The following is a 24,000-nucleotide window of genomic DNA, read 5'->3' as shown; positions in this document are numbered from 1 at the left end:
ACTATCACCACTTCTTACCAGAGCTTTTGGAATAACTACCTCCTCGGAAGCACGCATCACCAATCACTTGGAGTTCTTCTTTAGTTCGACCTTCTCTTGAACTGTCGCATCTTAGCGAAGCTAAATGTTCAGCCTTTTTTTGAGCTGCGGTTTCAGCGCTGTCGCAACCTGACAGGACAAAAGTAAGAACCAAAATTGATAAACATATAACTTTCATTTCCTCTCCTTATTTATGATGGATTACCATTTTTTTCCTGAGCTTTTATGGTATGCCCCAGATCTGAAATGCTCATCTCCAGCAGTTTGTATTGCTTCTTTGTTGGCACTCGCTGCATCTTTGACTGCCTGGGCATTCTGTTGCGCTAATAGCACGCCTCTGATTTGAAGCAATTGATGGGATTGATTACTAGCTAGTTGAGAAGCTGCTTGAAGAGCCTGTTTCTGGCCTGCAGCACTTTGTGCCTGAGATTGCAAAGTGCGCAGTTTTGCAGAATCATTTTTTAAGCTCTGTTGTTGTTTATCAATCCCTTTAAGCATGGCGTCATTGGAACGCTTTTCAGCAACAGAAGCAGCTAATCTGCTTTGTTTGATTTTTCTAAGTTCTTCAGAAGAACATTGGCCATTACCATTAAAACAAGGAGTCTTTTCGTAGTATTCCTGACTTTGGAATCGGTCAAGGTACCCTTGGAGGCTGCCAGCTTCCTGCTTGTAATAATCAATGGTATCAGTCGATTCAAGCAAATTATTAATAACTGAGTTGGCATTATCCCATTCAAACGAAGTCAGTGACTTGGTGTTGTCTAACATGTTTTGATATTGGTCCATCTGATTCTTGTATTGATCGACTTGCGTTTTATACTCTTTAATCTGATTCAGTAGCATTTTTCCATTTTGTACATAATTGGGTAAATCAAACACTGGCATATTTGAGAAGGCATTAAATGACCATAAATAAACAAATAGAATTCGAAGTTTCATCACATTTCCTCTTTTTTGTTATGCAAACTGACGATAAGGCTGTTTAAACGTTAAATCCTTCACCACGATGATATTGAACCGATAACCTGGGCGAACGTTTATGGTGGGAGACACATTCAGGTTTTTTGAAACCAGTTGGGAAGTGACCTCGCCCAACTGTTGCCCTAAAGCTTGACTCATCACGCTGCCCGCTGTGGGTTGGGCATAACCGAATTGATTAGATTGATTGGTATTTTGGCTATAAGTAATGCCAGCAATAATGCCTGACATTAAAAGTGCTGAGCCATAAATTCGTGCATAATGATGATCTACCTGATCGCGAAAACCACCATATCCAGCACTATCAGCACCGGGCATAGAGCCGATATCCAGTGCTTTACTGTCTGGAAACACCAGGCGTTGCCAAGCCACTAATACGGAAGACTGACCAAAAGGGACATCACTGGAATAAAGTCCCAATATCTTCGTTCCTTGAGGTATTAAAAGATATTTTCCGGTAGCGGTGTCATATACGTTTTGTGATACTTGAGCGATAATTTGACCTGGTAATTCTGAAGAAATACCACTAATCATTACCCCTGGAATCACACTGCCAGCTCTTAGTTCGTATCGACTGTTTGGGTTTTGCAGCGTTGAGTTTAAATGCCAGCGTATTTCATTTTCTTCACCACCTAAAGTTTGTGGCATTGGTTTGGCCTGTCTTCCTTGTAATAATGCGAGCTGCTCTTTAAACGCTGATGAAGAGTCGATGTTTAATGTCATCTCATTGCTATTCATGGAAGTTTTAGTAGTGTCGCGATTATTCAATCGTGGGTTATCTACCATTACGGATGACTTAGCTTTGACAGCCTCTTCAAATTCTTGAGTTTTTTCCTGACGAATACGCTCGATTTCAGCTTCAGATACCTCTTGTGTCAGAGCATCTCCTTGATGTGGAAGTCGTTCAGGAATGGGCAAAGGACCTGCTTCATTATTAGCTATTGTGTCACTCTGGGGAGGAATCACTGCTGTTTTATGATTTCCTACCACCTCATTGGCAAGGCTCATGGTATTTTTCTTAGGGTTCTTAACCTTTACTATTTCTGGTGGCTGGTTTTGCGCATTAGCCCGTTTATTGGCAACTAATGCGATGAGCACCACAAAAAGAGTTAAAATACCAATTGCAATCATGAGTGGCACATTATTTACTCGTTTTACACCTGTGGTTTGAAGCTTTTGCGGTGAATTGTCTGGTGACAAATAATCATTGTTTTGATTCATCGTTCTTACTCCTTATGAGTCCATGCGCTGACAGGAATGATATTTTTATTGTTTTTTGCATACAGACGGCTCAATGTTTGTATTCCTACAAAAAGGCTTACTCTGTAACTTTGAGGTTTAAGCTCATCAAGCACATAGAAAAAATTAGCTTTATTCTTAGGGCATTGATTTTCATTGATGCCATAACCCTTTTTTCTCAAGTTTTGAATAAGACTTAAGCCAAAGCCATCGTTGACTGCCTGACCAATACAAAATGTATTTTGAGCAGGGGGATAGACTCGGGTTAATTGAGTAGCTGCATCTGTCGCCAAATAAGCATCTTTGCCCTGAGCCATTTGAGTGAAATTGCCATAACGCATGCTGGCACAGCTTGATAACAAGACGGCAGCCAATAAAACACTTAATTTTTTCATCTTTAGCACCTTGTAATCGTAATTTTTTCTTGAGAGGAACCGCTGCCGATAACCAATATGGCTTTATCAAAAACCCCGTCCACGATGTAACGACAACCCTGAAGTCGATAATTGACCATCACGGTCTCTGATTTTTTAAATAGTCCTCGACCTCTTAAAACTAGCAGCGCAGGCGCTTCACTTTGAACCATGGTTCCTGGCATCTCAATAATCGTTTTGACACCATTGTTATAAACTCTAACTGGTTTAAATCGGGCATTGCCTTGAATTCGATAATTGAAGTTAAGATCGCCTAGATATTCATTGGTTTCTGGTAAGGTATCTACTTTTCTTCTTTCGGCCTGAATACGTTGTAGTAACTGCCATTTGGCTTTTGCCTCATCAGGATAAGTAAATGAAATGTAAGGCATAAATTCGGTTCTATCTGACTTTAATCTAAAGTGATACGTTCTTCTGTCTGTGGTGACTACCAAAGAAGAATCAAGCCCTACATCTTTAGGTTTTATGAGCAGATGGATTTGTTGCATGCTACCTGCTCCTGTGATGGATGGTTCAACGACAAAGCGTGGGTCACCAACGTTCATGTCATTAAATTGCTCTCCTGGTTGGAGGGCAATATCACACACTTGTAAAGGCGCACAAACTACCCTGATTTGACCTGATCCATAAATAAAACTGACTGAACCATCGCTTGATGCAAAGGGTTTACTTGTTTTTTCTCCTTTTTGTGTACGTTCCGCAATATCTAAACCTTGTTTTTCCTGACTCGATAGCTTGGGTACAGTTTCCGAAAAATAATGTTCAGCCAGAATAGTGTTATCCAATGCAAAACTTGTGAGCGGTGTTAATAAACAAAATAGCTGCATTATTCTTTTCATTGCTGTTCTCCATGCTTTAATTCGTAGGACCAGTTAAAATCACGTACATAAATTAGGTGGGGATTTTTCAAAATGGACTCACTGGTGGCATCATTGATTTCATTCTCCTGATACATCGTAATCATCGCTTTCATCATGCGAGGCTTTTCTTTAAGCGATCCGTCACGATTTCTCACCGTTTCAATCCAGTCGACTTGCCAAGTCTCATTCGACTCTTGAAGTACTGAGCGAATGTCTATGCTCACAATCTCAAAGGCAGCTCTTTCAAAGGGATTAGATTGCTGTTTGTCACTGTAGAACTCTTGAATCTTAGCTAAAGCCGCATCATTGGCATTTAAATAGGAATACACCTGAAAAACTGCTTTCTTTTGCAGTTCCGTATCAAGGCTTACCATGCGAACGTTTTCAATAAAATGGGCAGCTGCAGCACGATAATCGTCAATGCTTGCGTCACCAACCTTATCAGCACGAGTAACTGACAAGGTATTGCCATTGGCATCTTGTTGAAACACCAAAGGGATAAATTTGGATTGGCTACCTATCGCAATGAGCCCACCAACTGCTGCCAATGCGATTAACAGGCTACCTAATCCCACTAATTGCCAAATTTGTACTGATTTCATAAGACCTGCGGTATGAACATTCCAGGTGCGTCTGGCGTTGAGGTAGGGGTTATTCGTTATACTTTTTTTCATGCTGCTTCTCCGTACTGAGCCAAATGAATACCTTTTTCTGAAAGCCATTGAGAGACCCATCCATCTTCATATTTCGACTCCAATTGCTTCATACGCGCAATCGAATCGGGATCTGTTGCACCCACAAACGCTAAGGCATAAGGACCTAATGCCAATTGATAAAGTCTTTGGCCTTTTTCACTGACGTAGTAGTAATCACGTTTGGGTTGGGCAGAGGCTATGATGTCTATCTGGCGTGGATTTAAGCCCATGCGCTCATAAATGAGTCGGGTCTCAGGATCTCTTGCATACAGATTGGGTAAAAAGATTTTGGTGGCAGTTGATTCAACAATAATATCTAAGATTCCAGAGTTGGCTGCATGAGATAAATGTTGTGTTGCCATAAACACCACACAGTTTTTCTTAGCCATAGAATCAAGCCATTCAGCAATCTTGTTTTTAAACACAGGATGCGCCAGCATTAACCAGGCTTCATCAAGCAAGATTAAGGTGGGGCGACCATCTAATGAGGTTTCAATCCGCCTAAAGAGATAAAGCAACACAGGCAATGCAAATTTTTCACCCAAGCCCATTAAATGCTCGATTTCAAAGGTCATAAAGGAAGAAAAACCAAGCCCATCACTTTCTGCATCCAATAAATGCCCCATTAATCCATCTATGGTGTACTGCTTTAATGTTTCTCTAATGGGTTCATCCTGAATCGTCATGACAAATTCAGATAAGGTTTTAGAGCCACTTTGATGCATGCTTAGAATGGCATGACCGATTTCATTGCGCTGAGCTGGTGTGGTATTCAAACCATTCAAAGCTAGAATCGTATCAATCCACTCCATAGCCCAAGCCCGATCTGCTTTAGTTTCTAAAAACTGCAATGGCGCAAAGGCAAGGCGTGAGTCTTTGCCTGCGATAGTGAAATGCTCCCCACCTGTTGCCTTACAGGTTGGATACATAGACATACCCTTATCAAAAGAATAAATACGCGCATCTTTATAGCGACGCCAGGACAATGCCAATAAACCAAGATGGGTTGATTTACCTGAGCGTGTTGGACCAAACATAATGCCGTGACCTAAGTCTCTGACATGAAGATTCAAACGAAATGGAGCATTACCGCTGGTGACACAGTGCAGCAAAGGCGGTGATTGAGGAGGAAACAGTGGGCAAGGCGCTTTATTTTCACCTGTCCAAATGCTGGATGTTGGCAATAAATCAGCCAGATTCATGGTATTCATCAGAGGCCTTCTGATGTTTTCAACACCATGACCTGGTAAGCTGCCCATGTAGGCATCCATGGTATTAATGGTTTCTGTTCGTGCGCTAAAACCTAACGCATTGATATTCTTTTCGATAAATAGCGCGGCTTTCTCAACGTTTGCTCTATCCTCATCCATTAATACAACAACGGATGTATAGTAGCCTTGACCCACCATTCCTGAATTGGTTTCGGCAATAGCTGCCTGCGCGTCATTAACCATGCTGAGTGCATCTTCATCAACGATACCGGAGCTGGTATTAAACATTTGGTCAAAAAAACCTCTGACCTTTTGTTTCCACTTTTTACGGAACTTAGTGAAATGAGCTACAGCTTCATGGGGATCCATGAATATGAAGCGAGAGTTCCAGCGATATTCCACAGCTAATTGAGTCAACAGTGTTAAAATACCTGGGTAAGACTCCATGGGAAATCCTTCAATAGCAACACACTGAATGAACTTTCGGCCAATTTTGGGTGTTATACCTGGAGTTAATTCCTGACCGCCTATTAAAGCATCCAGATAAATTGGATTTTTAGGTAGATTAACGGGATGGTTAATTCCCGTGACACAATATTGGATGTGTCTTAAAAAGTTATCTTGAGTGACTTTATGGTTTTCATTGTTCAATATTTCTGAACCCAACCTTTCCAGGTGAAGTGCAGCACTCATACGAGACTCAAAGCTTCTGCATGATTGCTTGAATGTTTCAATCAATTGATGGGTTTTTTCTTTGTGGTTTAATTTCTCCCCTGAATCATCAAACATCAATTCAACAAAACGCTTTTGAGCCAATACAGGTGGATACCAGGTTAGGGTGATAACAAAATAGCCTTCATACAAAGCACCAATACTTTCAAAGTATTGTCTTCTTTCTTCATCAACAGCTTTTGATACAACATCGGGAAAGTATGAAGCACTCTGCTCACTGTAACCAGGAGCAGCACGTCTTATGGCATCGACATGAATCATCCAGCCATTACCTAAGGAGGACAATGCCTGATTAATACGAAAAGCCATCATTTCACGCGCTTCATCGGTAGTATTGGCTATATCTTCACCTTGATAAAGCCAGGCTGCCATAAACGATCCATTTTTACCGATAATCACGCCATCATCGACTACCGCAGCATAATTTAGTAAATCAACCAATCCTGCAGTATGACTTCGATGTTTTTTGACATGGTGTTTACGACTTTTCATTTGAGCTGCGCTAAACAAAATACCTAATAACAACAACCCAGTAATACTGATCAAAAAGGTAATGAATTCAATCATAAATACCCCCCTTTATTATTACGAAAAGGGGTTGAACGTGCTGGATAATAGGCCTGATAGCCTCTTTGTCTCAGATAAACTGCTCTCATATAAGGATCGGCTTTTGCCATAAGCCTTAGACCTTTTAAAGATAAAAACCAAAGTGCTAAACCAAAAAGTGCGGCAAGCCAGTCCTGAGCTGCGAATATTAAAATTGCTGAGAGTAAACCTGAAAACATAACCAGCTCGCGGTCACCACCCATAAAAAGGCTTGGGCGATTACCACATCTGCGTATAGGAATGGTGCGAAGACTCATGGCTGTGTCTCCATAGCTATTTTTGAGACGGAAGGTTTAGCAATTTCGGCTCCTTTGCCTGTAATTGCTGTCATGGTATTTTGTGCTGCAACCAAGAATGAAAGCACCAGTACAATAAAGAGAAGGGTTCGCAAAAAGCCATTCATTTCACCACCAAAAATCAGCGTGGCTCCTGCGCCAACCAAACCAATAATCGCTGCGGTAAATGCAAATGGTCCTGTAATGGATTTTTGTATTTTGGTGAGATAGGAGTCAAAGGGTAAGCCTCCACCAGCACTAGAGGCACATGCAGGATCTGTTATAAACAGAAGCAATAACACAATCACTCCCATCATCCATAGACTTCGATAATTTATATTGACTGCTTGATTCATTCATATTCTCCTTAAATAAGTTGTTCGATGTTGTAATGACCGTTTTCATATCCATTAACCGATATAATTTCTTCAACTCTGCGTCCTTGCGGGGTTCTTGCGATATGCACCACACAATGAACCGTCTCACCAATCAAAGGTTCAATTTCAGTAGGCGCTGCGGGGTTACGGGTAATGAGCGATTTCAAGCGATGAAGTCCTGCAAGACAGTTATTGGCATGCAAAGTGGCAGCGCCACCCTCATGGCCCGTATTCCAAGCATCAAGTAAATCCAGCGCTTCACTACCTCTAACTTCACCAACAAGAATTCGGTCTGGCCGCATCCTGAGTGTGGTTTTCAAAAGCTGGGTCATACTGACATCAAGAGTGGTGTGATATTGGACGCAATTTTTAGCAGTACATTGAATTTCGCCGGTATCCTCAATGATAAAAATACGTTCCTCAGGTGCATGAATAACCATCTCATTGATAATGGCGTTGACCAAAGTAGTCTTACCCGATCCCGTACCGCCAATGACCAAAATATTGCGATGTGCCACCACCACCTGCTCAATGACCTCGCACTGAGATTCCGTCATTATTCCTGACTCAACATAGTGATTCAGAGTAAAAACTGATAAAGCTTTTTTACGAATGGCAAAAGTTGGGTGTGAGACAACAGGCGGCAGCTGACCTGCGAAACGAGATCCATCCAAAGGCAACTCCCCTTCCAACAAAGGCTTAAAACGAGTAACTTCTTTTCCATGAAACCCTGCGACGGTTTTGATAATGCTTTCCGCCCGCGCCTCGGTAATACTTCCAATACAGCGCATCGTTTCACCCAGACGCTCTTGCCAAAGCCTGCCATCTGCATTGAGCATGATTTCTACTGTTTTCGGATCATTAAGCGTCCCTACAATCAATTCACCTAAATCACGCTTCAGCTTTTCTTTGGCACGGTCTTTAACCGATATTTCATGTTCTTCCAGCTCTATCATTGGGTTCACCTTCATACAGTTATTGATGGCCCTGAGCTGGACTCACCCCATGTTTGAATTGATTGATTAGGCGATCAACCACGCTTTCTTGACTGGATTTGTTGTCGCAATACCCCCCTTCTTGTTCACGATTAAGATAAATGCGGCGCTGAATTTCATCCCTATGAATAGGAATAGTCTGGGGCGCATCAAAAGCCAGACGAATCTCTCCGTGCCGGTAATCCACCACCGTACAGTATATGTTTTCACTGATAACCACTGACTCCCCGACTTTTCTTGTTAAAACCAACATGGTGTTTCTCCTTTTTTTATTAAAGTAAATATGCTTTGCATTGCTTGATATGTTCTTCGACTACAGCCTTAGTGGCAGGCCTATGCCCCTTGTTTGCAACATAAAAGGAACTTCGCTTTTTGATACCACGACAAAATCCAATCATTTGGGGTAGGCTAGGCGGCATGTCACAATAATCCCGGCACATTAAAATGGCCTGATTCAAAATCTCATCGCTAAATGGTTCTATACCCTCCGACCACTCTTTTTTTGCAAACTCTAAAAATCCATCGCTTTTAAACTGGCTGCGCCACAGATGCCCATAAAAGACAGCAAAACGGGTAAACAAGTTCTCAATCCGCTTGTCGATAGCGTTGCATGCTGACGACATTGTCTTGCTGGTATTCATCCTCTCCGGTGCTTGCTGAGTCTTCTGCTTCTGGATTCCAGAAGGGATCATGGGCTGTTCCAGTACTTGTGCGACACTTCTCATTCCTTTTCTCCGGCTTTAATTCGATTCTGATTTCATCTTCCCAACACTTCTGTGATAACCAGTTCGCTGGAAATTTCCAGGCTGGAACCCATTCGCCATGCGCTTCTTTTGTTTTACGAGATTTAATTTGGCTATCCAGTGCTTGCAACATGGTTTGCAGTAAATGCTCATCTGGATTAATTTTTTGAAAAATTTCAAAAGCACGCTCACGTGACTTTTTCTCGGGGTACATAAGCCAAAAATGGTCGAAGCGTTGTAATAAATAAATATAATTATCTTTTATTAGAGGTATGGCGGCTTTCTGAGTATTAGCTATGTCGGCTTTCAAAGTCTCATCTTCAGAAAACCTAATATTTTCAATAAGTTCCTCATGCGACTTTGTGGTGGCTTTCTGTGGTGGGTTTATGGCGGCTTTATTTCGGACAGAATAATCCGTAGAAGCCAATAAGCATTTTAAAATCAGCTGCATACCTTCCGATTGAACCTCAATCAAACCAGCACGAACCAATCCATAAACAGCTCGACGAACTTGATCACGTGAAAAATTTTGGCTTTTAATTCCTTGATGAGGCTCGATATAGAGCTGCTCAGATATCGACTGATAACTAATTCGCCGCTTGATACCTGTTATTCTTGTTTTAACATCCATATACGGCCTAATTCCTCTTAAATAAGCCAATTGCTGGATATGAAGTAAGCCACTCATTGCTTCCAGCTCATCATGGTTTATTGACATGTCCATTAGTTACTTACATTCCTATTTGAAATTGACCTTTAAAGACTGATTTTGTTTAAAGTGTTGAAAATAATTAATTTTAGAGGCATCCTTACACTTATAACGCGTATAAATTCACATAAAATATACGCAAATCGCGTATATTGATTTATTATATACATATATCACGTATAAATGTAAATACATATTTATGAAAAATGCTATTAAAGTAAATGAAGATAGTTCTGCAATGGGGCATCGCATCAAAAGAGCGCGCATGCTTGCTGGCTTATCTCGAAAAGATTTAGAAGAAAAGCATGGAATCAGTATCCATACACTTCAATCATGGGAGCTTGGAAGAAACCCAATAAATAAAACCAAAGCTGCTTCTTTAATAGAAATACTTCATCAATATGATGTGACTTGTTCGATTGATTGGTTACTAGAAGGCATAGGAAAAGGCCCATCAGTGATCGAAAATGAATTTCAAAATTATCCATCTCTTGCAGATACAGTTGGTGATCTTATCGCCTCAGAACAAGCCATACAAAAAGAGATAGATTTCTTTAAAACGAATAACCCCAATGCTGTTGTTATAAGAATCTCAGATGATTCAATGGAGCCAGAGTATAAGGTTGGCGACATTGTTGGTGGGATTAAATTTATAAATCAAGATAAAAAAAATCAATGCGTAGGTAATAATTGTATAGTCGAAACCACAGAAGGCATCTTTTTTCGACGATTTATAAAAAGTGAAGATAAATATTTATTAGTTTGTAATAACAATAGAACTTCAGTCAGTGATCCAGTTATCTCGCCAGATTTAATTTTATCCATTGCTCCAGTTATTTGGCATCGATGGAAATTTGATACCATATCAAACTAGGGCAAACGATCAATCTAAACTACCCCTAAAATCACCTAGCTCGTTTCTGCATATTCCGACACGAATGGATCACAAATCCCAATTAATACAGAAGGAATCACTATATAAGCCATATAGTGAATAATTGAATCAATCCACCAATCAACAATAGATAGAAGCCAACTCGTTTATTTAAGTAAAGTTGGTTATTAATAAATGCTTTTACAGTTGGCTCAGGATTATAATACTCATAGATTGCTCTTGTAATGTTACTAGGAACACGGCCAGATTCGTCGTATATTTTTTCTAATTCTTTACCCAGATAATCTATATACTCAAATAAGCCTGCCACTTCGAGTTGGATCAAACCAGCTAATGAAAATAATACCGGTAACGAGTTACTTATTTTGCCAGTTGGATAAACTATTCCCAATACGCAGCTAATAGGTATGACCACAAAAATCATTATCTTGAGAATAAATCGCTCAACTTTTCTTATGGGCCTGTTTCTTTCTGCATATTTTGAAGTATGACTATTCATTTCCTATCCCTGCATTGACCAATCTATTTTTCTAACGGCATTCACTTTATGTTCCGGCGCCAAATGCGCATACCTCAGCGTCATGGCAATATCGGAATGTCCTAATAACTCACGAACCGTATTTAGATCTACCCCAGCCATCACCAGCTTACTCGCAAAATGGTGCCGTAAATCATGCCATCGAAACTGCGTAATATTTGCTTTTTTCAATAACGATCCCCATGAGCGTTTCACATGGTTAAATGGTTGATTATTTTTACTTAGAAAAACCAATCCTTCTTTTATCTCTGCTTTTTTATGTAGATGATCCAAAATTTTATAAGCCTCATCATTAAGCGGAATAAAACGAGAATGTTTGTTTTTAGTGATTTCACCAGACAAAATCAATGAACCTTCTGACAAATTCACCATATCCCAGGTCAAATGAAATAATTCGCCTCGTCTTAATCCTGTGTTAATCGACAATAGCACCATCGGCATTAAGTAATCACAGGCATTGTCTTCTGAAAGCTCAGGCAATAAATCATAACCTCGCGTTTCTCGCCAGATATTTCCATTTTTTCGCATCAGTCGAAGTTGATTGTCTCGTTCGATTAACGCTTCGCGTAAACGTGTCTCTTCTTCAAATGACAAGTATCGAATTTTAGGTGACCGATCTATTTTATATGGTTTTAACTTACCAAGTGCGTTCTCCTTTATAAAGCCCCATTCTACTGCCTTAGTCATCAGTGATTTCAGCATGGTAATATTACGATTTAAGGTTGCCTGGGAAGTGCCGTCATTAAGACGCTTAACACGCCATTGTTCTACAAGAGCGGGCGTAATTTCAACCAATGGCTTTGAAAAAAAAGCCTTGTAACATCTAATAAGCCCTGCTAGCGTTTCTTGGCCTCGTTTATGCGTTGATAGAACCCATGGCTTATAATCACTCTCAATAAATTCTTGCAGTGTCTTAGGTTTATTTATCCCTTTTTGTGCAATTGGCTCAATCCCCTTATTAGCATTACTTAGCACTTCAATAGCCTTTTCACGAGCTTGAGCTGCTGTCATAACCCCGACTGTTCCAAGATTAATTTTTTTGCCTCTTTTGTACTGGCAGACGTAACGCATGGTTCCTGATGGAAATACTCTTATCATGAATCCTTTTAGATCAAGATCATGAACTTCGTATTCTTTATCTCTAGGAAGTAGTTTTTTAATAAGCGTGTTATTGATTTTTGCCTTCATAATTAATCTGCTAATTTTTGTAATATTTCCGCACCCTTCACTTTATAGCTTTCCAAAATCTCAAGAGTGCAATTGTTTTTAAACGATTCAACAAAACCAAATTCTCTTAAACAATTTCGTTTATATTTTGATATCCAGCCAATCGCTTTAAATGTGTCATTGAATTTACGACGCAATTCAGCGATACATTCTTGCGGTGTTTGGGCATTTTTAAATTTCCAGATAGGCTCGTGATGAAACAAGCGATTTCTAATCAGCCTTATTTCCTCAAATCGCTTGGAAATATTCTTTCTATCATCATGCCCTCTTGCATAATGAGGGAAAACCGAAGGAATCAGGTCAGGCCATAGTCGGTTTGGATTAAATTGATCAGTGTATGTTTTTTGTTTTATTAAATTCGTCCAAAATCCAAATGTTAATCCTGCAACAATGTCTGACGCTGTTACTTGCCCAAATCTGCGATGTAAATCGTTTTTGGTATCTTCAAGAATTGATTTTGACTTACCATCAGTTAGAACGATATCGAACCAAAATTCATCCTCAAACTTTTTGGTAGCTGCGTTGTGAATTGAATTACGTAATGCAACCTCTACTGAATGTATAAAGGGATAAAATGCTTGGCTTATTAATAAATTCCAATGATAAGCCCCTATAATATCCGTATCCACTCTGTTTGGACATAATATTTCATAACTTGTAAGCCTATCTATTGATAATGCACTAATATATTCTTTCATACCCTATCCTGTTGCATCAAATTAGAATAGTTATCCAAAAAATAACCCAAAAATTTGACATATCCATGTAAAATGACTCATAATTACATCGTAAGCTTTTAGGGATCCGCGAAAGCGCCCCTTTTAGCAGTTGACCAAGAACCACCTTTTCGGTGGTTTTTTGGTTTATAGCACCAACGAAATTCTTCTACTGCTTAATCCTTGCTTTTTTAATACCCTGGACTTTATCATAGTTAATATCACAGTCATGTAATAAAAATCCTATTTTTTAATTACAGGGTGCATGCAGGGTGCATTTTCATTGTGGAATGTAACATAACAATATATCACTGTACATCATGAAAATGCCATTAACCCTCGTATTACAAGGAGTTATTGTTCATGGAGATATATAGAAATACATTAAGAAACAATCGGGATCGCCTTCGGGAGGCAGGGGTCGCAAGTTCGATTCTTGTCACTCCGACCATATAAATAGAGGAATTAGGATGAAGTCCGCATTAGGTCGAATAAATATACACATATCCCCTCCGTATACAATGTTTGTACTTGATCATTCGTGAGATAGGGGTCGCAAGTTTGATGCTTGTCACTCCCGCTGTCTTAACCGAACTAACCAGCCCAAAAATCAGTACGTTTTTAGGCTGGCAGTAGTGAGATTTTCTATTTTCAATTCGCGCTTAATCTGCCAAAATTATCACCAAGATGAATACAGTCAAGGCATCCAGATAATTCAGAGGACCCTGTTTGTTTTGCAAGCTGTACCAAATCATCTACACTAAATAATTGTTTCTGTACGAACTCCGCAATAATATCAGTACATCCCGATTTTGCTAAGTGCAACAATATGGATGCAGGTGTAGCCACATCACTACTTCTATAAGTTGCAGGTAATTTTGGATTAGCACGGTGCATTAAATTCTCTACTTCGTTGCCTCGAGCTAAATTTTCAAGGTCATCTGTGGCATAAAAAACAAACTCGGGTTCTATATCGCCTAACGCCATCACTTCCATTTCGTTTATTTTTGAAGCAGTTGCTGATTCAGAGATTGTATCGGTCATTTCGCGTATAAAGGCAGGTATGCTAATTTTTTGATTAGGATTTACAGAAGAATACACAAAGTTCTTTATATTATTTGCTCCACTTTTAGCAAACTCTACAGCCTTTTCAATACTCACTGTCCCTCCGAATCCACCAAATTTCGTATTAAAGGCGATATAAGATTTTAGATTATCTGTAGGTAAATTCTCCCTTCCAGAAAAACCATCTTTAAAAACCGCTTCCGAAACTTGTCCATGAACTCGATGCCAGACTACATCTGTTGCTGGTACATGTTTATCTGTTACTAGCTGGAAGTCGCTATAGGGTCTACTAAAGGATACTGCTGGTTTTTGTCTTAAACCGAAAAATGAAATATTTTTAAACATGATTTAATCTACTTTTTTGAGTGATACCTCCTGGAAAAATCTCCTCTTTAAAAAATTATACGTAGGGATTATTAAGGATTGATTAAATTATGTACTAATACGTATTTCTACGCAGTTCTGCGTTTTTGGTTTTTGAATCACTCGTAAATCGAACCATTTGTATTCATTTATTGTCATGCATCAAGCTCCAGCAATAGCAATCTTAGGGCGGCAGAATCTATTGCTGTCACTCTGACCAATACAAGCAACGCATAACTAACTAAATCGGTAATTTTGTTAAGGCTTTGGGAATGGATATTCTATTGCAACTTGACTTCTATCTCCGAGCTCCCTTCTTAATTGGGCAACTCGATTAAACTCAACTTCATCACTAAGAGAAAAAAATCGTTCTGGATTATGCTGAGTCGATGTCCCAGCCGGAGTTATCAGTGCATTACGATTGTTGTTATTATTGTTCGGTTGATTCACTGGCTGTGGGTTTGGAGCGCGTAACTCCTCGATTTTTATTACTAATGATAATTCAATCTTTCCGAGGGTTGAGTAGATTGATTCTTGAAGATATACCAATTTATCAAAAATGGATTTATTTTGAAAATGCCATTTTTGCCCTTGAAGCACTAAATTCATTTCCTTCAAATAACGTATGTTTGCTTGATGATAGCCCATTGTGGAGTTAACTGATAATTCCTCAGCCAATCGTCGATCACGAATTGTTTCTATGCTTCGTTTTAAATCATTGAGCAATTCAATGTCATTGGAATTACATTTTTCAAATTTAATAATAAAATCAATGACATGATTAATTTCAAATGAATGCTTATACACATCTTTTGTTTGGTTTATTCTGGATATTTCATAATCAATAAAATTCATCACCTCATTGAATTCATCACACAAACCTCCACAAGCTTTTATTTCCGCCAATACGTATTGTTTTTTAGTGGTTAAATCCGGCCCCTCCTCCGATTCAGTAATCGTATCCAGCTCATTTTTCAAGCGTCTTAGCAATCCATTGAGTCCATTTTTATAAATAAGGACCCCGCGCTCCATTTTAGGCTCGCCAAGAATTTGTACTAATAACAACTTGATACGCATTAAGCGTTGCGTCGGAACTATATGTGCGTCAGCAAGCTTAAAAGCAGGACGATTAGACCTCAATTGTGATTCCATCAATTTTCTATCAATGGATGAAAAAATAGAGCTCGTTTTATTCAATGATTTGGACCAAATTGGTTTTTTTTCTCGAATCAATTGATTCAATAAATCATAATTAATCGTACAAAATTCGATCCCTTTTAACATGGACCTAAAGTATTTGTTATTATTTAAAGTGCTTTTAATGATGTTCAGTTTAGATAATAATTCCGCTTCAAGTGATCCTGAAGTATCAACCACCAAAAAAGGATTATGAATACAAAGCCGGTAAGGGGCTAACAAATAAGTTAAGGTAAATTGTACCTTTTCTGAAAACTCACTATTTGGAAGCATGTGTTCATCAATGACCTCAACAAACTGCTGTATGATCTGATGAAACTTTTGCTCCGATTGAAAAAACTCTTCAATTGCACCACGAGCAATGGGATCTAATTTACTCATTAAGGCGAGTTCAACTGGATCATTATCCCCCATTTTTTTCTGGCTTTTTTTCGCTGCCAATTCAAAAAATCGTTTTGCACCTGCTCTGAATTCATGATTTTTAGTATAATGTAATCTTGAGTTTGAGAGTGTACTCAGAAGTGCTGTGGTCGATTGTAACTCACCTTGCCCATCAGCAGCATGATCGATCGTATTTGGAAACGGCAGACTCAGTCGATTACCCTCCTTGCTCATGTCGCTGCTATTCACATCCTCGAGTTGTGCGGGCGCCACTGATAACAAATCGTTCGATACTTCTTGAATGATAATGCCATCCAGATCATCTTGATATTGTTTTATTGGTTGTTGGAACCCAGCCGTGTCACCCGTAATCAAACTCATGCTGCTATTAGAAACATTGTCGGTTGTTGATAAATTTGATGGGATTCGACTTATAGGATTTTGATCATCTTCCCCACCCGGATTGTCGTCTACAAACTCAAGAGAAGCAGATTGTGTTATTTTTAGTGCAGGAGGAATAGGTTCATTGTCGTCCATAAATGAATGCATTTTTTTTCTTGCTTTCAGTAACTGTTCGCGTTGAGCTGAGGTTAGGGAATGCTTGTAAATTCGCCTATGCTCATTTGCTTGGAGATACATAAGAATATCAAGCACTTCCATATCCAATTTAGTAATAAGGCTGTTAAGATTTCGTGCGATACTAGTTTCTAGCTTTTTTTCATTGTTCTTTCTTGACAGGGGTTGTGTGGTATCCAGCACTTTAAGTTTATCTCTGATAGCTACATGTACTTGTAATTGCGATGGGGCATAATTTTTTAATTTAGATCTATTTTGTCTCGCTTTAGTCCATTCTTGCTGTGCTGTTTTTGCTGCTTTCACCTCTTGGATTTCTTCTGGGCTGATACTATTTGATCTAGATTTCTTCTTAAGCTGATACGAGAAGGACATGGTGAGTTTGTAATGCATCTCGTCATCGTCTAATTCTTTCATTTGTGCCAAGCTATCACCCACAAAGTCTTTCATATCTACGGGTAGAGGCATTCCGCGGCCATCAAGTCCTTGAATCTTTTGCATGTCACTCAGGATTTTACCTAAACAAATGAGCTTGTATAAATTTCCTGCCATTCGCAAAGAGGCTACTCCATCAACTTTGGCAATAGCTTGGACAATAGTATCAATTGCGGGGATAAATAGAAAATCTCCTCGACTATCAACATCCCCGTGATCAATCCCATCAATTACTGATTTTAGCGCCGGGTTATGAACCTGATTTGTACGAGAAGCTATATCGAGTTTTGATAATAACTCTCTAGTTTCATCGGTAAGATTTTCTCGCAGCTCATCACCAGTAGCAAGATTCCTGGTCCCAATCAATCTGATTACAGCAGGTTTACTGAACGCAGAATAAATAGCCTTAAATCCACCAAAGTCATGGTGTTCTAAATGGGTGTTGGCAATCATGATCCATCGATTGATTGCAATAAGTGCCACACTTAGATTTAGATTATTCTTGATTAAAATGTCCGCTGCAACAAACCTTGAAACCCAATCAAAAAAATGATCATACTGCTCTCGAGAGGTTTTTTTCACGGTAATTGACGTACTGAGCTCCGTTTTCTTATCGATTACGTATTCAGTTCGTTGATAGATAAAATCATTTTCTTCAAAGGGTGCCAATACTAATTTTGATAACTCATCAATCATGACTTCAGGTAGGATGTTCATTGGTAATTGAGCAATACATAACTCTAGATCGAACAAGGATTGATTTTTAATGATGAGAATCATTGCTAACAACGCATCAATCATTGCGGCTTGCGAAGGAGCGGTTTCTTTTTTTCTAATTAAAACCTCTTCAATAGGAGGGTCAATATAAACCATGCAGTAATTAACTAATCGGTGTAGGATTTTTGCTTGATACCCAATGATTTTTTGTTTGTTTGCAGTATTTACTTTATCTTGTTCCAGCATTTCTATTTTTTTGACCAAAGAAGATAAACTATTTATCAATTCTTCTTGTTCTTTGGTGATCGGATTTTCAATATGAATGAATTTCTGACGGAATAACTCCATTAATAGTTGTGACAATACGTGAATGCCATCTTCATACAGAGCAATAAATTTTTTTTCCTTTCTGAAATCAGGGTTTAACATCAGTTCATCAAGAACACAAAACCATTCATGAGTGGGACCGTTCCTTCTTAAGTCATCTTCTAAAACAAATAATTTATCGTTTAAACTACGTGCCCAACTCATCATTTTGATTAGTTCTTGAACTCTCTCAAGCATGATAACTCCGTTTTGAATTTTAAGAATGGCTTATTTCTTTGAATCAGAATTGATGTAAAAACCACGCGAGCTTAACACGGTAGAATATAGATGGAATATAGGATCCAATCATTATTTTCTATTAATAAACAATAGGATAAATTAAAATAGGTACTAATTTTGACTCCTAGAACTTAAAATGACCTCTAACTTAAGCAGCACGAACTAAAACTTGTTGTTCAAAACAGAACATTTTTCGACAGCCCTAAATTTATATTGAATTTATTGGTAAAAAATTATTATCCTAGAAAAGGCAGTTGAAGATTCAGTGCCCATAGCTCGCGCAGAAAACTTCAACTGCTTTTTCCAGGATTATTGGATTAGATGATACAGGACTTCTAAATAACTCCCTTCAACTTCCCCTTCGCCCCAGGAAAGGGGAAAAGGTGCCCTAAGGGCAGATGAGGGGTTGATTGTTCGAAGTTATCTAGTTTATGTAGAGCACTTGGTGCTTGAAACGCTTACGAAAAACCCCAATGTCTTTTAACGAAGAGATTGGAGTTTTTCGTAAGTCCTGTGATATTTAAAAGTCTTTTTGCTTGCCGTTTAGTAAGGAAACTCAACTCATTAAGTTGTACGTGATCACTCTAAACAGGAGCACATCATGATTGACTTGGAGGTAAAAGAACTTAGTATTATTAAAGCCATTCATCAAAATCACAAAAAACAGTTAGAAAATCAAATGACTACCCAATTTACAGGGTATCTTAAGCAAACAGAACACCCAGAGAAAATCTATTCCTGGCTTGAAAAGATTGCTGACACTCGCTTACTCGTCAATTCTTATCTGGATACCATCGCACTAAGTAGAGCACCAAGTAGCGTTGCTGCACTAGAAAAGGAAGCTACTGGGATTAACTATTATCTTGACAAAGCAACCCTGTTATTCCCACAGCCAATTAGGGACTTTTTCTTTAATTCAAAAGGAATGGATGAAAACTCCCTATTTAATGGGGTCACCGCAGAGCTTTTTTCTTTAGCCCTTGGCAAGGGCATTAGCGATGTATTATTCGACTATTTTAATCATGAATTTCTTGGGGCACCTGAAAATGTCCAAAAGGAGTTTAATGAAAATCTTGAAAAACATACTGAACTATCTAACCTAATCAAAAAAGAATGCGAGCGAATCTCCATAGAAATCATTAAGTTATTTCATTTTAGAGAAATGTTATTCATGGGTAGAACAAGCCAATCCTCCTTAGAACCAGATGCAAAAGACGATTTTATCAAACGAGCAGAATTACAGAATGAACAACGTGAGTATATTCATTTGTCAATTGAACTCTATTTTGTCAGCGAGTTAAATCGAATTTTTAACTCGGGTTTTAACTCACTGTATCAGGTTCATGAGGTGGAAATACAAAGTGAACAGAATTCACCAATTATTAAATGGCTAAATCAAATTTCCGAGTCGGAACAAACACGGCTTGCCTTCACGCAAGAAATCCAATTGAAGTTTATGATGTTGGCTCGAGATTACCTGGTTGAGAAAATGAATCAGAAAGGGTTATTAGCCAATTATCCCGCTCTATTTTCGCTCTTGGCCGGCATCACCCTCGCTCCAATTGTAGGCGTTACCTTGATGATTGTTTTAGGTGGCTCGATGATTTGGGCAGCTCTTGCATTTTCCGTGTTGGTTTTTGCTTTAACCAGTATTTTAAGCCATGTACTAATCACCAGATTGAGCGCCTTAACCTACAAGCGCAGTTCGGATAACCGACAGCATATTCAAGAATCAATTGATATGATCAACAATGAATACATTCGACTAAAAAAGGAAAGTTCGTTTGTAAAAGAAACAACCCTAGAAGACATTGAGAGCACTAAAGATTTTCAGGAAATCAATCAACAGTTTATTCAAGTCATTCATGGCAGTAGCGTTGCTTTAGGGTCAATCTCCGGCTGGCTCAGAGAATATGCTTCTCGCTATAGGCACAGTAAAGCCATCTCAGTCGATCTAGAGCATGAATATAAAAAAATAATCGCCCAAAGCAAAGTACAAACACAAACATTGATTAAAGCAATCAATAGTAATAAACATAAACTGGTGCACAAATGGGTCCAAGGCACCATGGAGTACCTTAAAGAAGAAAGCCACCAAACTGTGATCAAGGAATTTGAGTTACGCCAAAAAATTAAAGAGCAAGTGTTAGAAATTATTAGCCAAGTAAAATACATTCCCCAAGAACTGTTGGAATTCTACAACTCTCCCGAAGACAAGGGTGGGTTAGCTGGAAACGAGTCCGACTTTGCCCATATCAGGCGTTTAGCACCAGATTATCTTTCTCCTAGCAAGAAAACCAATCCTTATGAACATTTATGCAATACTGCTTTACGGTTATTCAAAGTACATGAGCCGGCTTATTCTGAAGACAATCGGTTTTTTGGGGACCCGGACTATCGACAAATGCTAGGAATTGCACGACGAGATTATAATGAACCAATTACAACCAAAAACATTGAACTATTATTGAATAATTCCTACGCATTTTTAGTTTCTTTGTGCATCAAAATAAAACCGGGTTTAGGACTTAACCCTCTGATACAAACAGCACAAGTGTCTGATGAGTTTTTGCTTTATCGAACATTATTATTGAAGGAGCTAACTTCACTTTCTGATAAAAAAAACAAAACCATTCGTAACGAAGTGAAATTACAAATTCGAGCTTTCATAAAAAAACACTTCAACCAAGATCCACAGATTCTATGCAATAACATCGCCAATCAAGCTTTCTTACTCAATAAGGAAGTGCAATCGTCCCAAACTTATTCAAATCAGGAACAATTCACTGTAACTGACATCGAGTTAGACAATATTTTCGAAGCTCTTACTCTAGATATGGCATATAACTCTCAACGATTTATTCTTAATGACATTTTAACCCATTACATGGATTCTTTTTTTCAACAATCCAATCGAAGAAGCCGAGAAGTATTCGCCTATAGTAAAACTGAGCAAGAATTGAATCCTCAAGGAACAACCCATTTTGCGAAAACAATCACCAATTATTGTGAAAACACGGCTGATTTTTTAGCAACGGCAGAATCCAATAAGGCATTGACTATGAGCCATATTTTTATGTGCTATCAATTTAATGTCAGTGTACAGGTTTATCAAACCCAGCTCCGCATCATTAGCAGCATAAAAGACATCAATAAATTAGCAATAAACAGCAATACCAATGATCAAATCAAATGCTTATTAGGAGCATTTCAAGAGCTTAGTCGATTTGCAGCAAACCATTGTTTTCCCATGTCACCCAATGCCCCCTGCTTTAGACTAATTAAGCTGGTTGAACAACAAGCTAATCAAGAATTACTGGCTAGAAAATGGATAAAATATATTGATGCAAAAGAGATATTGGGACATATGATAGAACATCTAGCAGAAACAATTGAGATGAATTTCAAGCCAACCTATACCCCTGCCTTTTTCAAGCAGAATACCTTGAATGGTTTTAAGAAAGAAGAACATTCAATTCATTCAAGTCTAGTACAATAGCACATGGGGGATTGTGTGTGGTCGCGTTTAACGTTAAGCGAGCTGCATCCCTGATGTTTGTTCTTCTGCTTTAGGCACTTTAAAATTGCTAAAATCTACTTCTGAAGGGCTGAACTTCCCACCATTGTATACTGTTTTATTGCCGTTGTATAAAACACCATCACCATTGGAATAGGCAAGCACTTTGTTTGTAGCGCCATCGATTATTATAAAACATTTATGGTTTTGAGCCTGATCTTTAAAAAAATTTCCTACCTCTTCATCTGAAGGGAATACGAGATTTGTTTTTCCTTCTTCTATTTGGGGTTCTTTATACCAACTCTCTTTGCTGTATTTTTCTTTATAATCATCAACAATTGAGCCAATCTGCTTGCTTTTAACCTGAATTTCGCTTGGATATCCTTTTTCCTGCAACTCTTTTTCCATTTGTTTTGCATTCATGGTGGCAAATTGCCAGTATCTCCCTTGCAGCCTCAAAAGTTCCTGCTTAACGAGGATTTCTAATTCGGATTGTTCCTGTTTCTTTTTTAACTCAAGTAATCTATCGATCTCTTTTTTGCTAACACCCATGATCATTTCTCCAAAACAAGATTAAGTCATTTTAATTCATTCGTTGAACAAATTGGTTTATTTTAGGTGATTTTTACAGCATCTTTACAGATTAGTGGTATTGGGTGATTTATAGATCGAGGTAAAACTAAATTTCAGTGAAAGAGTTTAGATGTACTCACTGACCGTATTGAAATTTATTTTTAACAAGGATACTGGTTTTTTTTAGGCAACGTCCCTAAAGTTTTTTGTGTACTATAATCTGTACACCTATTTTTTCATTTACTCCAATCTGCCCCCTCTCCCGCGCAAGGAATTTGAATAGTATGATGCTGCTTTTCGCGGGAGAGGGTTGGGGAGAGGGGAATGGAACAGTCTATTCTGAGACAGCGTGCAAAAAATTTACGAAAGCAAAGTACTGATGCTGAGAGGCATATTTGGTACAATCTTCGTGCAAATCGGCTCGGGTTTAAGTTCAAGCGACAAGTTCCATTAGGAGTTTACATCGTTGATTTTGTATGCCTGGAAAAACGCTTGATCGTTGAACTTGATGGCGGCCAACATCTTGAGAATCAAGCCTATGATATGGAACGCAGCGTTTGGTTAAATGCACGTGGTTTTAAAGTATTGCGGTTTTGGAACAATGATGTTTTGCAACAAACCACATCCGTTATCGAAGTCATCATGCAAGCTTTATCTGAAAAATAGATTGAACCACGAAAAATGCTATCTTATTTTAATGCCAATAATATGCTCACAAACATCACGCCGGTCAAATACATTCTGGCAGTTTTATCGTATCTTGTTGCAATTCTTCTAAAGCGCTTGATTTTTTGAAAAAAGCGCTCAACAATGTTCCTCTCTTTGTAAATATGATAATCATAGGTCGTTGGATTTAAACGGTTTCGTTTGCTGGGGATAACTGATGTTATACCTTTTTTATCTAAACTTTGCCGAAAAGCATCAATATCATACGCTTTCTCTGCCAGAAAAAACTCACAATCCTCATCGGCAAAAATCTCGTGAGCGACTTGACTCTCATGAACCTGGCCTGGTGTTAAAAGAATATTTACCAATTGCCCAAAGGAATCAACTTTTGCATGAATTTTAGTGCTGAGTCCACCTGCACTACGACCGATTGCCTCCACAGCTTTATCATAACTACTTCTCATGGCATCCTGATGTACTTTTATAATCGACCCATCAAGAATGTGCCATTCGTGATCGCCATCTTTTTTTTAACTCGGCCAGTATCGCAGCGATATAGCCTTTTTTAGACCAATTGTTATATCGATTGTAAACGCTTTTCCAATTACCATATACTGGTGGCAAATCTCGCCAGGCTT

23 protein-coding genes and 1 pseudogene are annotated in these 24,000 nt (G+C 38.6%); 3 read left to right on the top strand and 21 right to left on the bottom strand.

Annotated features, from left to right (window positions below):
* Nucleotides 1-4 precede the first annotated feature (4 nt).
* Genes Lwal_RS12885 through Lwal_RS12825 form a run of 13 tightly spaced genes read right to left on the bottom strand, consistent with a single transcriptional unit; the run spans nucleotide 5 to nucleotide 9,908 of the window.
* Complete coding sequence (locus Lwal_RS12885; protein WP_058481210.1) at nucleotides 5-217, bottom strand: hypothetical protein; 213 nt, start codon at nucleotides 215-217, stop codon at nucleotides 5-7.
* 23 nt (nucleotides 218-240) lie between these two features.
* Entirely contained in the window at nucleotides 241-978 is a 738-nt protein-coding gene (trbJ, locus tag Lwal_RS12880) for a P-type conjugative transfer protein TrbJ (RefSeq protein ID WP_058481209.1), read from the bottom strand.
* 18 nt (nucleotides 979-996) lie between these two features.
* Nucleotides 997-2,238 (bottom strand): TrbI/VirB10 family protein, encoded by a 1,242-nt coding sequence (locus tag Lwal_RS12875; protein WP_058481208.1) that lies wholly within the window; start codon nucleotides 2,236-2,238, stop codon nucleotides 997-999.
* A gap of 5 nt (nucleotides 2,239-2,243) precedes the next feature.
* On the bottom strand, nucleotides 2,244-2,651 hold the full coding sequence (locus Lwal_RS12870) for a conjugal transfer protein TrbH (protein WP_058481207.1): 408 nt from the start codon (nucleotides 2,649-2,651) through the stop codon (nucleotides 2,244-2,246).
* A gap of 2 nt (nucleotides 2,652-2,653) precedes the next feature.
* On the bottom strand, nucleotides 2,654-3,529 hold the full coding sequence (gene trbG, locus Lwal_RS12865; protein ID WP_058481206.1) for a P-type conjugative transfer protein TrbG: 876 nt from the start codon (nucleotides 3,527-3,529) through the stop codon (nucleotides 2,654-2,656).
* Nucleotides 3,526-4,224, bottom strand: coding sequence for a conjugal transfer protein TrbF (locus Lwal_RS12860; protein ID WP_058481205.1), 699 nt, complete (start codon nucleotides 4,222-4,224; stop codon nucleotides 3,526-3,528). Before Lwal_RS12860 ends, trbG begins: the two co-directional genes overlap by 4 nt.
* On the bottom strand, nucleotides 4,221-6,755 hold the full coding sequence (locus tag Lwal_RS12855) for a VirB4 family type IV secretion/conjugal transfer ATPase (protein ID WP_058481204.1): 2,535 nt from the start codon (nucleotides 6,753-6,755) through the stop codon (nucleotides 4,221-4,223). The genes Lwal_RS12860 and Lwal_RS12855 overlap by 4 nt, the downstream gene beginning before the upstream one ends.
* Complete coding sequence (locus Lwal_RS12850) at nucleotides 6,752-7,051, bottom strand: conjugal transfer protein TrbD (RefSeq protein WP_058481203.1); 300 nt, start codon at nucleotides 7,049-7,051, stop codon at nucleotides 6,752-6,754. Before Lwal_RS12850 ends, Lwal_RS12855 begins: the two co-directional genes overlap by 4 nt.
* Entirely contained in the window at nucleotides 7,048-7,425 is a 378-nt protein-coding gene (locus tag Lwal_RS12845) for a TrbC/VirB2 family protein (RefSeq protein WP_058481202.1), read from the bottom strand. Before Lwal_RS12845 ends, Lwal_RS12850 begins: the two co-directional genes overlap by 4 nt.
* 11 nt (nucleotides 7,426-7,436) lie before the next feature.
* Entirely contained in the window at nucleotides 7,437-8,402 is a 966-nt protein-coding gene (trbB, locus tag Lwal_RS12840) for a P-type conjugative transfer ATPase TrbB (RefSeq protein WP_058481201.1), read from the bottom strand.
* A 19-nt stretch (nucleotides 8,403-8,421) separates the two neighbouring features.
* Nucleotides 8,422-8,694: a carbon storage regulator gene (locus tag Lwal_RS12835; protein ID WP_058481200.1), complete on the bottom strand. Its 273-nt coding sequence runs from the start codon at nucleotides 8,692-8,694 to the stop codon at nucleotides 8,422-8,424.
* A gap of 19 nt (nucleotides 8,695-8,713) precedes the next feature.
* Nucleotides 8,714-9,022, bottom strand: coding sequence for a hypothetical protein (locus Lwal_RS12830; protein WP_058481199.1), 309 nt, complete (start codon nucleotides 9,020-9,022; stop codon nucleotides 8,714-8,716).
* Nucleotides 9,023-9,026: 4 nt separating this feature from the next.
* The gene (locus tag Lwal_RS12825) at nucleotides 9,027-9,908 is read right to left on the bottom strand and encodes a hypothetical protein (RefSeq protein ID WP_058481198.1); all 882 of its coding nucleotides are present in this window, start codon (nucleotides 9,906-9,908) and stop codon (nucleotides 9,027-9,029) included.
* A 184-nt stretch (nucleotides 9,909-10,092) separates the two neighbouring features.
* Between Lwal_RS12825 and Lwal_RS12820 the strand changes: the two genes are divergently transcribed.
* Nucleotides 10,093-10,767: an XRE family transcriptional regulator gene (locus Lwal_RS12820; protein ID WP_058481197.1), complete on the top strand. Its 675-nt coding sequence runs from the start codon at nucleotides 10,093-10,095 to the stop codon at nucleotides 10,765-10,767.
* 100 nt (nucleotides 10,768-10,867) lie between these two features.
* Here Lwal_RS12820 and Lwal_RS12815 read toward each other — a convergent pair whose 3' ends face one another.
* The 5 genes from Lwal_RS12815 to Lwal_RS12795 form a co-directional block, all read right to left on the bottom strand.
* Nucleotides 10,868-11,287 (bottom strand): hypothetical protein, encoded by a 420-nt coding sequence (locus tag Lwal_RS12815; RefSeq protein ID WP_058481196.1) that lies wholly within the window; start codon nucleotides 11,285-11,287, stop codon nucleotides 10,868-10,870.
* 3 nt (nucleotides 11,288-11,290) lie between these two features.
* Nucleotides 11,291-12,514, bottom strand: a complete 1,224-nt coding sequence (locus Lwal_RS12810; protein ID WP_058481195.1) for a site-specific integrase — start codon at nucleotides 12,512-12,514, stop codon at nucleotides 11,291-11,293.
* A 2-nt stretch (nucleotides 12,515-12,516) separates the two neighbouring features.
* Nucleotides 12,517-13,251, bottom strand: coding sequence for an Abi family protein (locus tag Lwal_RS12805; RefSeq protein ID WP_058481194.1), 735 nt, complete (start codon nucleotides 13,249-13,251; stop codon nucleotides 12,517-12,519).
* Nucleotides 13,252-13,920: 669 nt separating this feature from the next.
* On the bottom strand, nucleotides 13,921-14,679 hold the full coding sequence (locus Lwal_RS12800; RefSeq protein ID WP_058481193.1) for a hypothetical protein: 759 nt from the start codon (nucleotides 14,677-14,679) through the stop codon (nucleotides 13,921-13,923).
* A 276-nt stretch (nucleotides 14,680-14,955) separates the two neighbouring features.
* On the bottom strand, nucleotides 14,956-18,564 hold the full coding sequence (locus Lwal_RS12795) for a RasGEF domain-containing protein (RefSeq protein ID WP_058481192.1): 3,609 nt from the start codon (nucleotides 18,562-18,564) through the stop codon (nucleotides 14,956-14,958).
* Between the two features lie 643 nt (nucleotides 18,565-19,207).
* Between Lwal_RS12795 and Lwal_RS12790 the strand changes: the two genes are divergently transcribed.
* Nucleotides 19,208-22,105, top strand: a complete 2,898-nt coding sequence (locus Lwal_RS12790; RefSeq protein ID WP_058481191.1) for a hypothetical protein — start codon at nucleotides 19,208-19,210, stop codon at nucleotides 22,103-22,105.
* A 33-nt stretch (nucleotides 22,106-22,138) separates the two neighbouring features.
* Here the strand turns inward: Lwal_RS12790 and Lwal_RS12785 are convergent, their stop codons facing one another.
* Nucleotides 22,139-22,675 (bottom strand): hypothetical protein, encoded by a 537-nt coding sequence (locus Lwal_RS12785; protein WP_058481190.1) that lies wholly within the window; start codon nucleotides 22,673-22,675, stop codon nucleotides 22,139-22,141.
* A 345-nt stretch (nucleotides 22,676-23,020) separates the two neighbouring features.
* Between Lwal_RS12785 and Lwal_RS12780 the strand changes: the two genes are divergently transcribed.
* The gene (locus Lwal_RS12780) at nucleotides 23,021-23,362 is read left to right on the top strand and encodes an endonuclease domain-containing protein (protein ID WP_083500099.1); all 342 of its coding nucleotides are present in this window, start codon (nucleotides 23,021-23,023) and stop codon (nucleotides 23,360-23,362) included.
* A gap of 23 nt (nucleotides 23,363-23,385) precedes the next feature.
* Here the strand turns inward: Lwal_RS12780 and Lwal_RS12775 are convergent.
* A pseudogene (locus tag Lwal_RS12775) lies at nucleotides 23,386-23,871 on the bottom strand (IS5 family transposase); the annotation flags it as partial.
* A partial coding sequence (locus Lwal_RS18215; RefSeq protein ID WP_193787234.1) for a transposase occupies nucleotides 23,858-24,000 on the bottom strand: 143 nt, incomplete at its 5' end. The pseudogene Lwal_RS12775 and the gene Lwal_RS18215, both read right to left, overlap by 14 nt.

This window comes from Legionella waltersii (assembly GCF_001468085.1).
Classification (GTDB): domain Bacteria; phylum Pseudomonadota; class Gammaproteobacteria; order Legionellales; family Legionellaceae; genus Legionella; species Legionella waltersii.
This window is presented reverse-complemented; position numbering and strand designations above follow the sequence as displayed.

Coding starts and splice junctions, on each gene's coding strand:
- Lwal_RS12795 (WP_058481192.1), bottom strand. CDS start 18,564: ATGCTTGAGAGAGTTCAAGAACTAATCAAAATGATGAGTTGGGCACGT.
- Lwal_RS12790 (WP_058481191.1), top strand. CDS start 19,208: ATGATTGACTTGGAGGTAAAAGAACTTAGTATTATTAAAGCCATTCAT.
- Lwal_RS12780 (WP_083500099.1), top strand. CDS start 23,021: ATGGAACAGTCTATTCTGAGACAGCGTGCAAAAAATTTACGAAAGCAA.
- Lwal_RS12870 (WP_058481207.1), bottom strand. CDS start 2,651: ATGAAAAAATTAAGTGTTTTATTGGCTGCCGTCTTGTTATCAAGCTGT.
- Lwal_RS12800 (WP_058481193.1), bottom strand. CDS start 14,679: ATGTTTAAAAATATTTCATTTTTCGGTTTAAGACAAAAACCAGCAGTA.
- Lwal_RS12855 (WP_058481204.1), bottom strand. CDS start 6,755: ATGATTGAATTCATTACCTTTTTGATCAGTATTACTGGGTTGTTGTTA.
- trbB (WP_058481201.1), bottom strand. CDS start 8,402: ATGATAGAGCTGGAAGAACATGAAATATCGGTTAAAGACCGTGCCAAA.
- Lwal_RS12885 (WP_058481210.1), bottom strand. CDS start 217: ATGAAAGTTATATGTTTATCAATTTTGGTTCTTACTTTTGTCCTGTCA.
- trbG (WP_058481206.1), bottom strand. CDS start 3,529: ATGAAAAGAATAATGCAGCTATTTTGTTTATTAACACCGCTCACAAGT.
- Lwal_RS12875 (WP_058481208.1), bottom strand. CDS start 2,238: ATGAATCAAAACAATGATTATTTGTCACCAGACAATTCACCGCAAAAG.
- Lwal_RS12815 (WP_058481196.1), bottom strand. CDS start 11,287: ATGAATAGTCATACTTCAAAATATGCAGAAAGAAACAGGCCCATAAGA.
- Lwal_RS12845 (WP_058481202.1), bottom strand. CDS start 7,425: ATGAATCAAGCAGTCAATATAAATTATCGAAGTCTATGGATGATGGGA.
- Lwal_RS12820 (WP_058481197.1), top strand. CDS start 10,093: ATGAAAAATGCTATTAAAGTAAATGAAGATAGTTCTGCAATGGGGCAT.
- Lwal_RS12785 (WP_058481190.1), bottom strand. CDS start 22,675: ATGGGTGTTAGCAAAAAAGAGATCGATAGATTACTTGAGTTAAAAAAG.
- Lwal_RS12850 (WP_058481203.1), bottom strand. CDS start 7,051: ATGAGTCTTCGCACCATTCCTATACGCAGATGTGGTAATCGCCCAAGC.
- Lwal_RS12860 (WP_058481205.1), bottom strand. CDS start 4,224: ATGAAAAAAAGTATAACGAATAACCCCTACCTCAACGCCAGACGCACC.
- Lwal_RS12805 (WP_058481194.1), bottom strand. CDS start 13,251: ATGAAAGAATATATTAGTGCATTATCAATAGATAGGCTTACAAGTTAT.
- Lwal_RS12810 (WP_058481195.1), bottom strand. CDS start 12,514: ATGAAGGCAAAAATCAATAACACGCTTATTAAAAAACTACTTCCTAGA.
- Lwal_RS12835 (WP_058481200.1), bottom strand. CDS start 8,694: ATGTTGGTTTTAACAAGAAAAGTCGGGGAGTCAGTGGTTATCAGTGAA.
- trbJ (WP_058481209.1), bottom strand. CDS start 978: ATGAAACTTCGAATTCTATTTGTTTATTTATGGTCATTTAATGCCTTC.
- Lwal_RS12825 (WP_058481198.1), bottom strand. CDS start 9,908: ATGGACATGTCAATAAACCATGATGAGCTGGAAGCAATGAGTGGCTTA.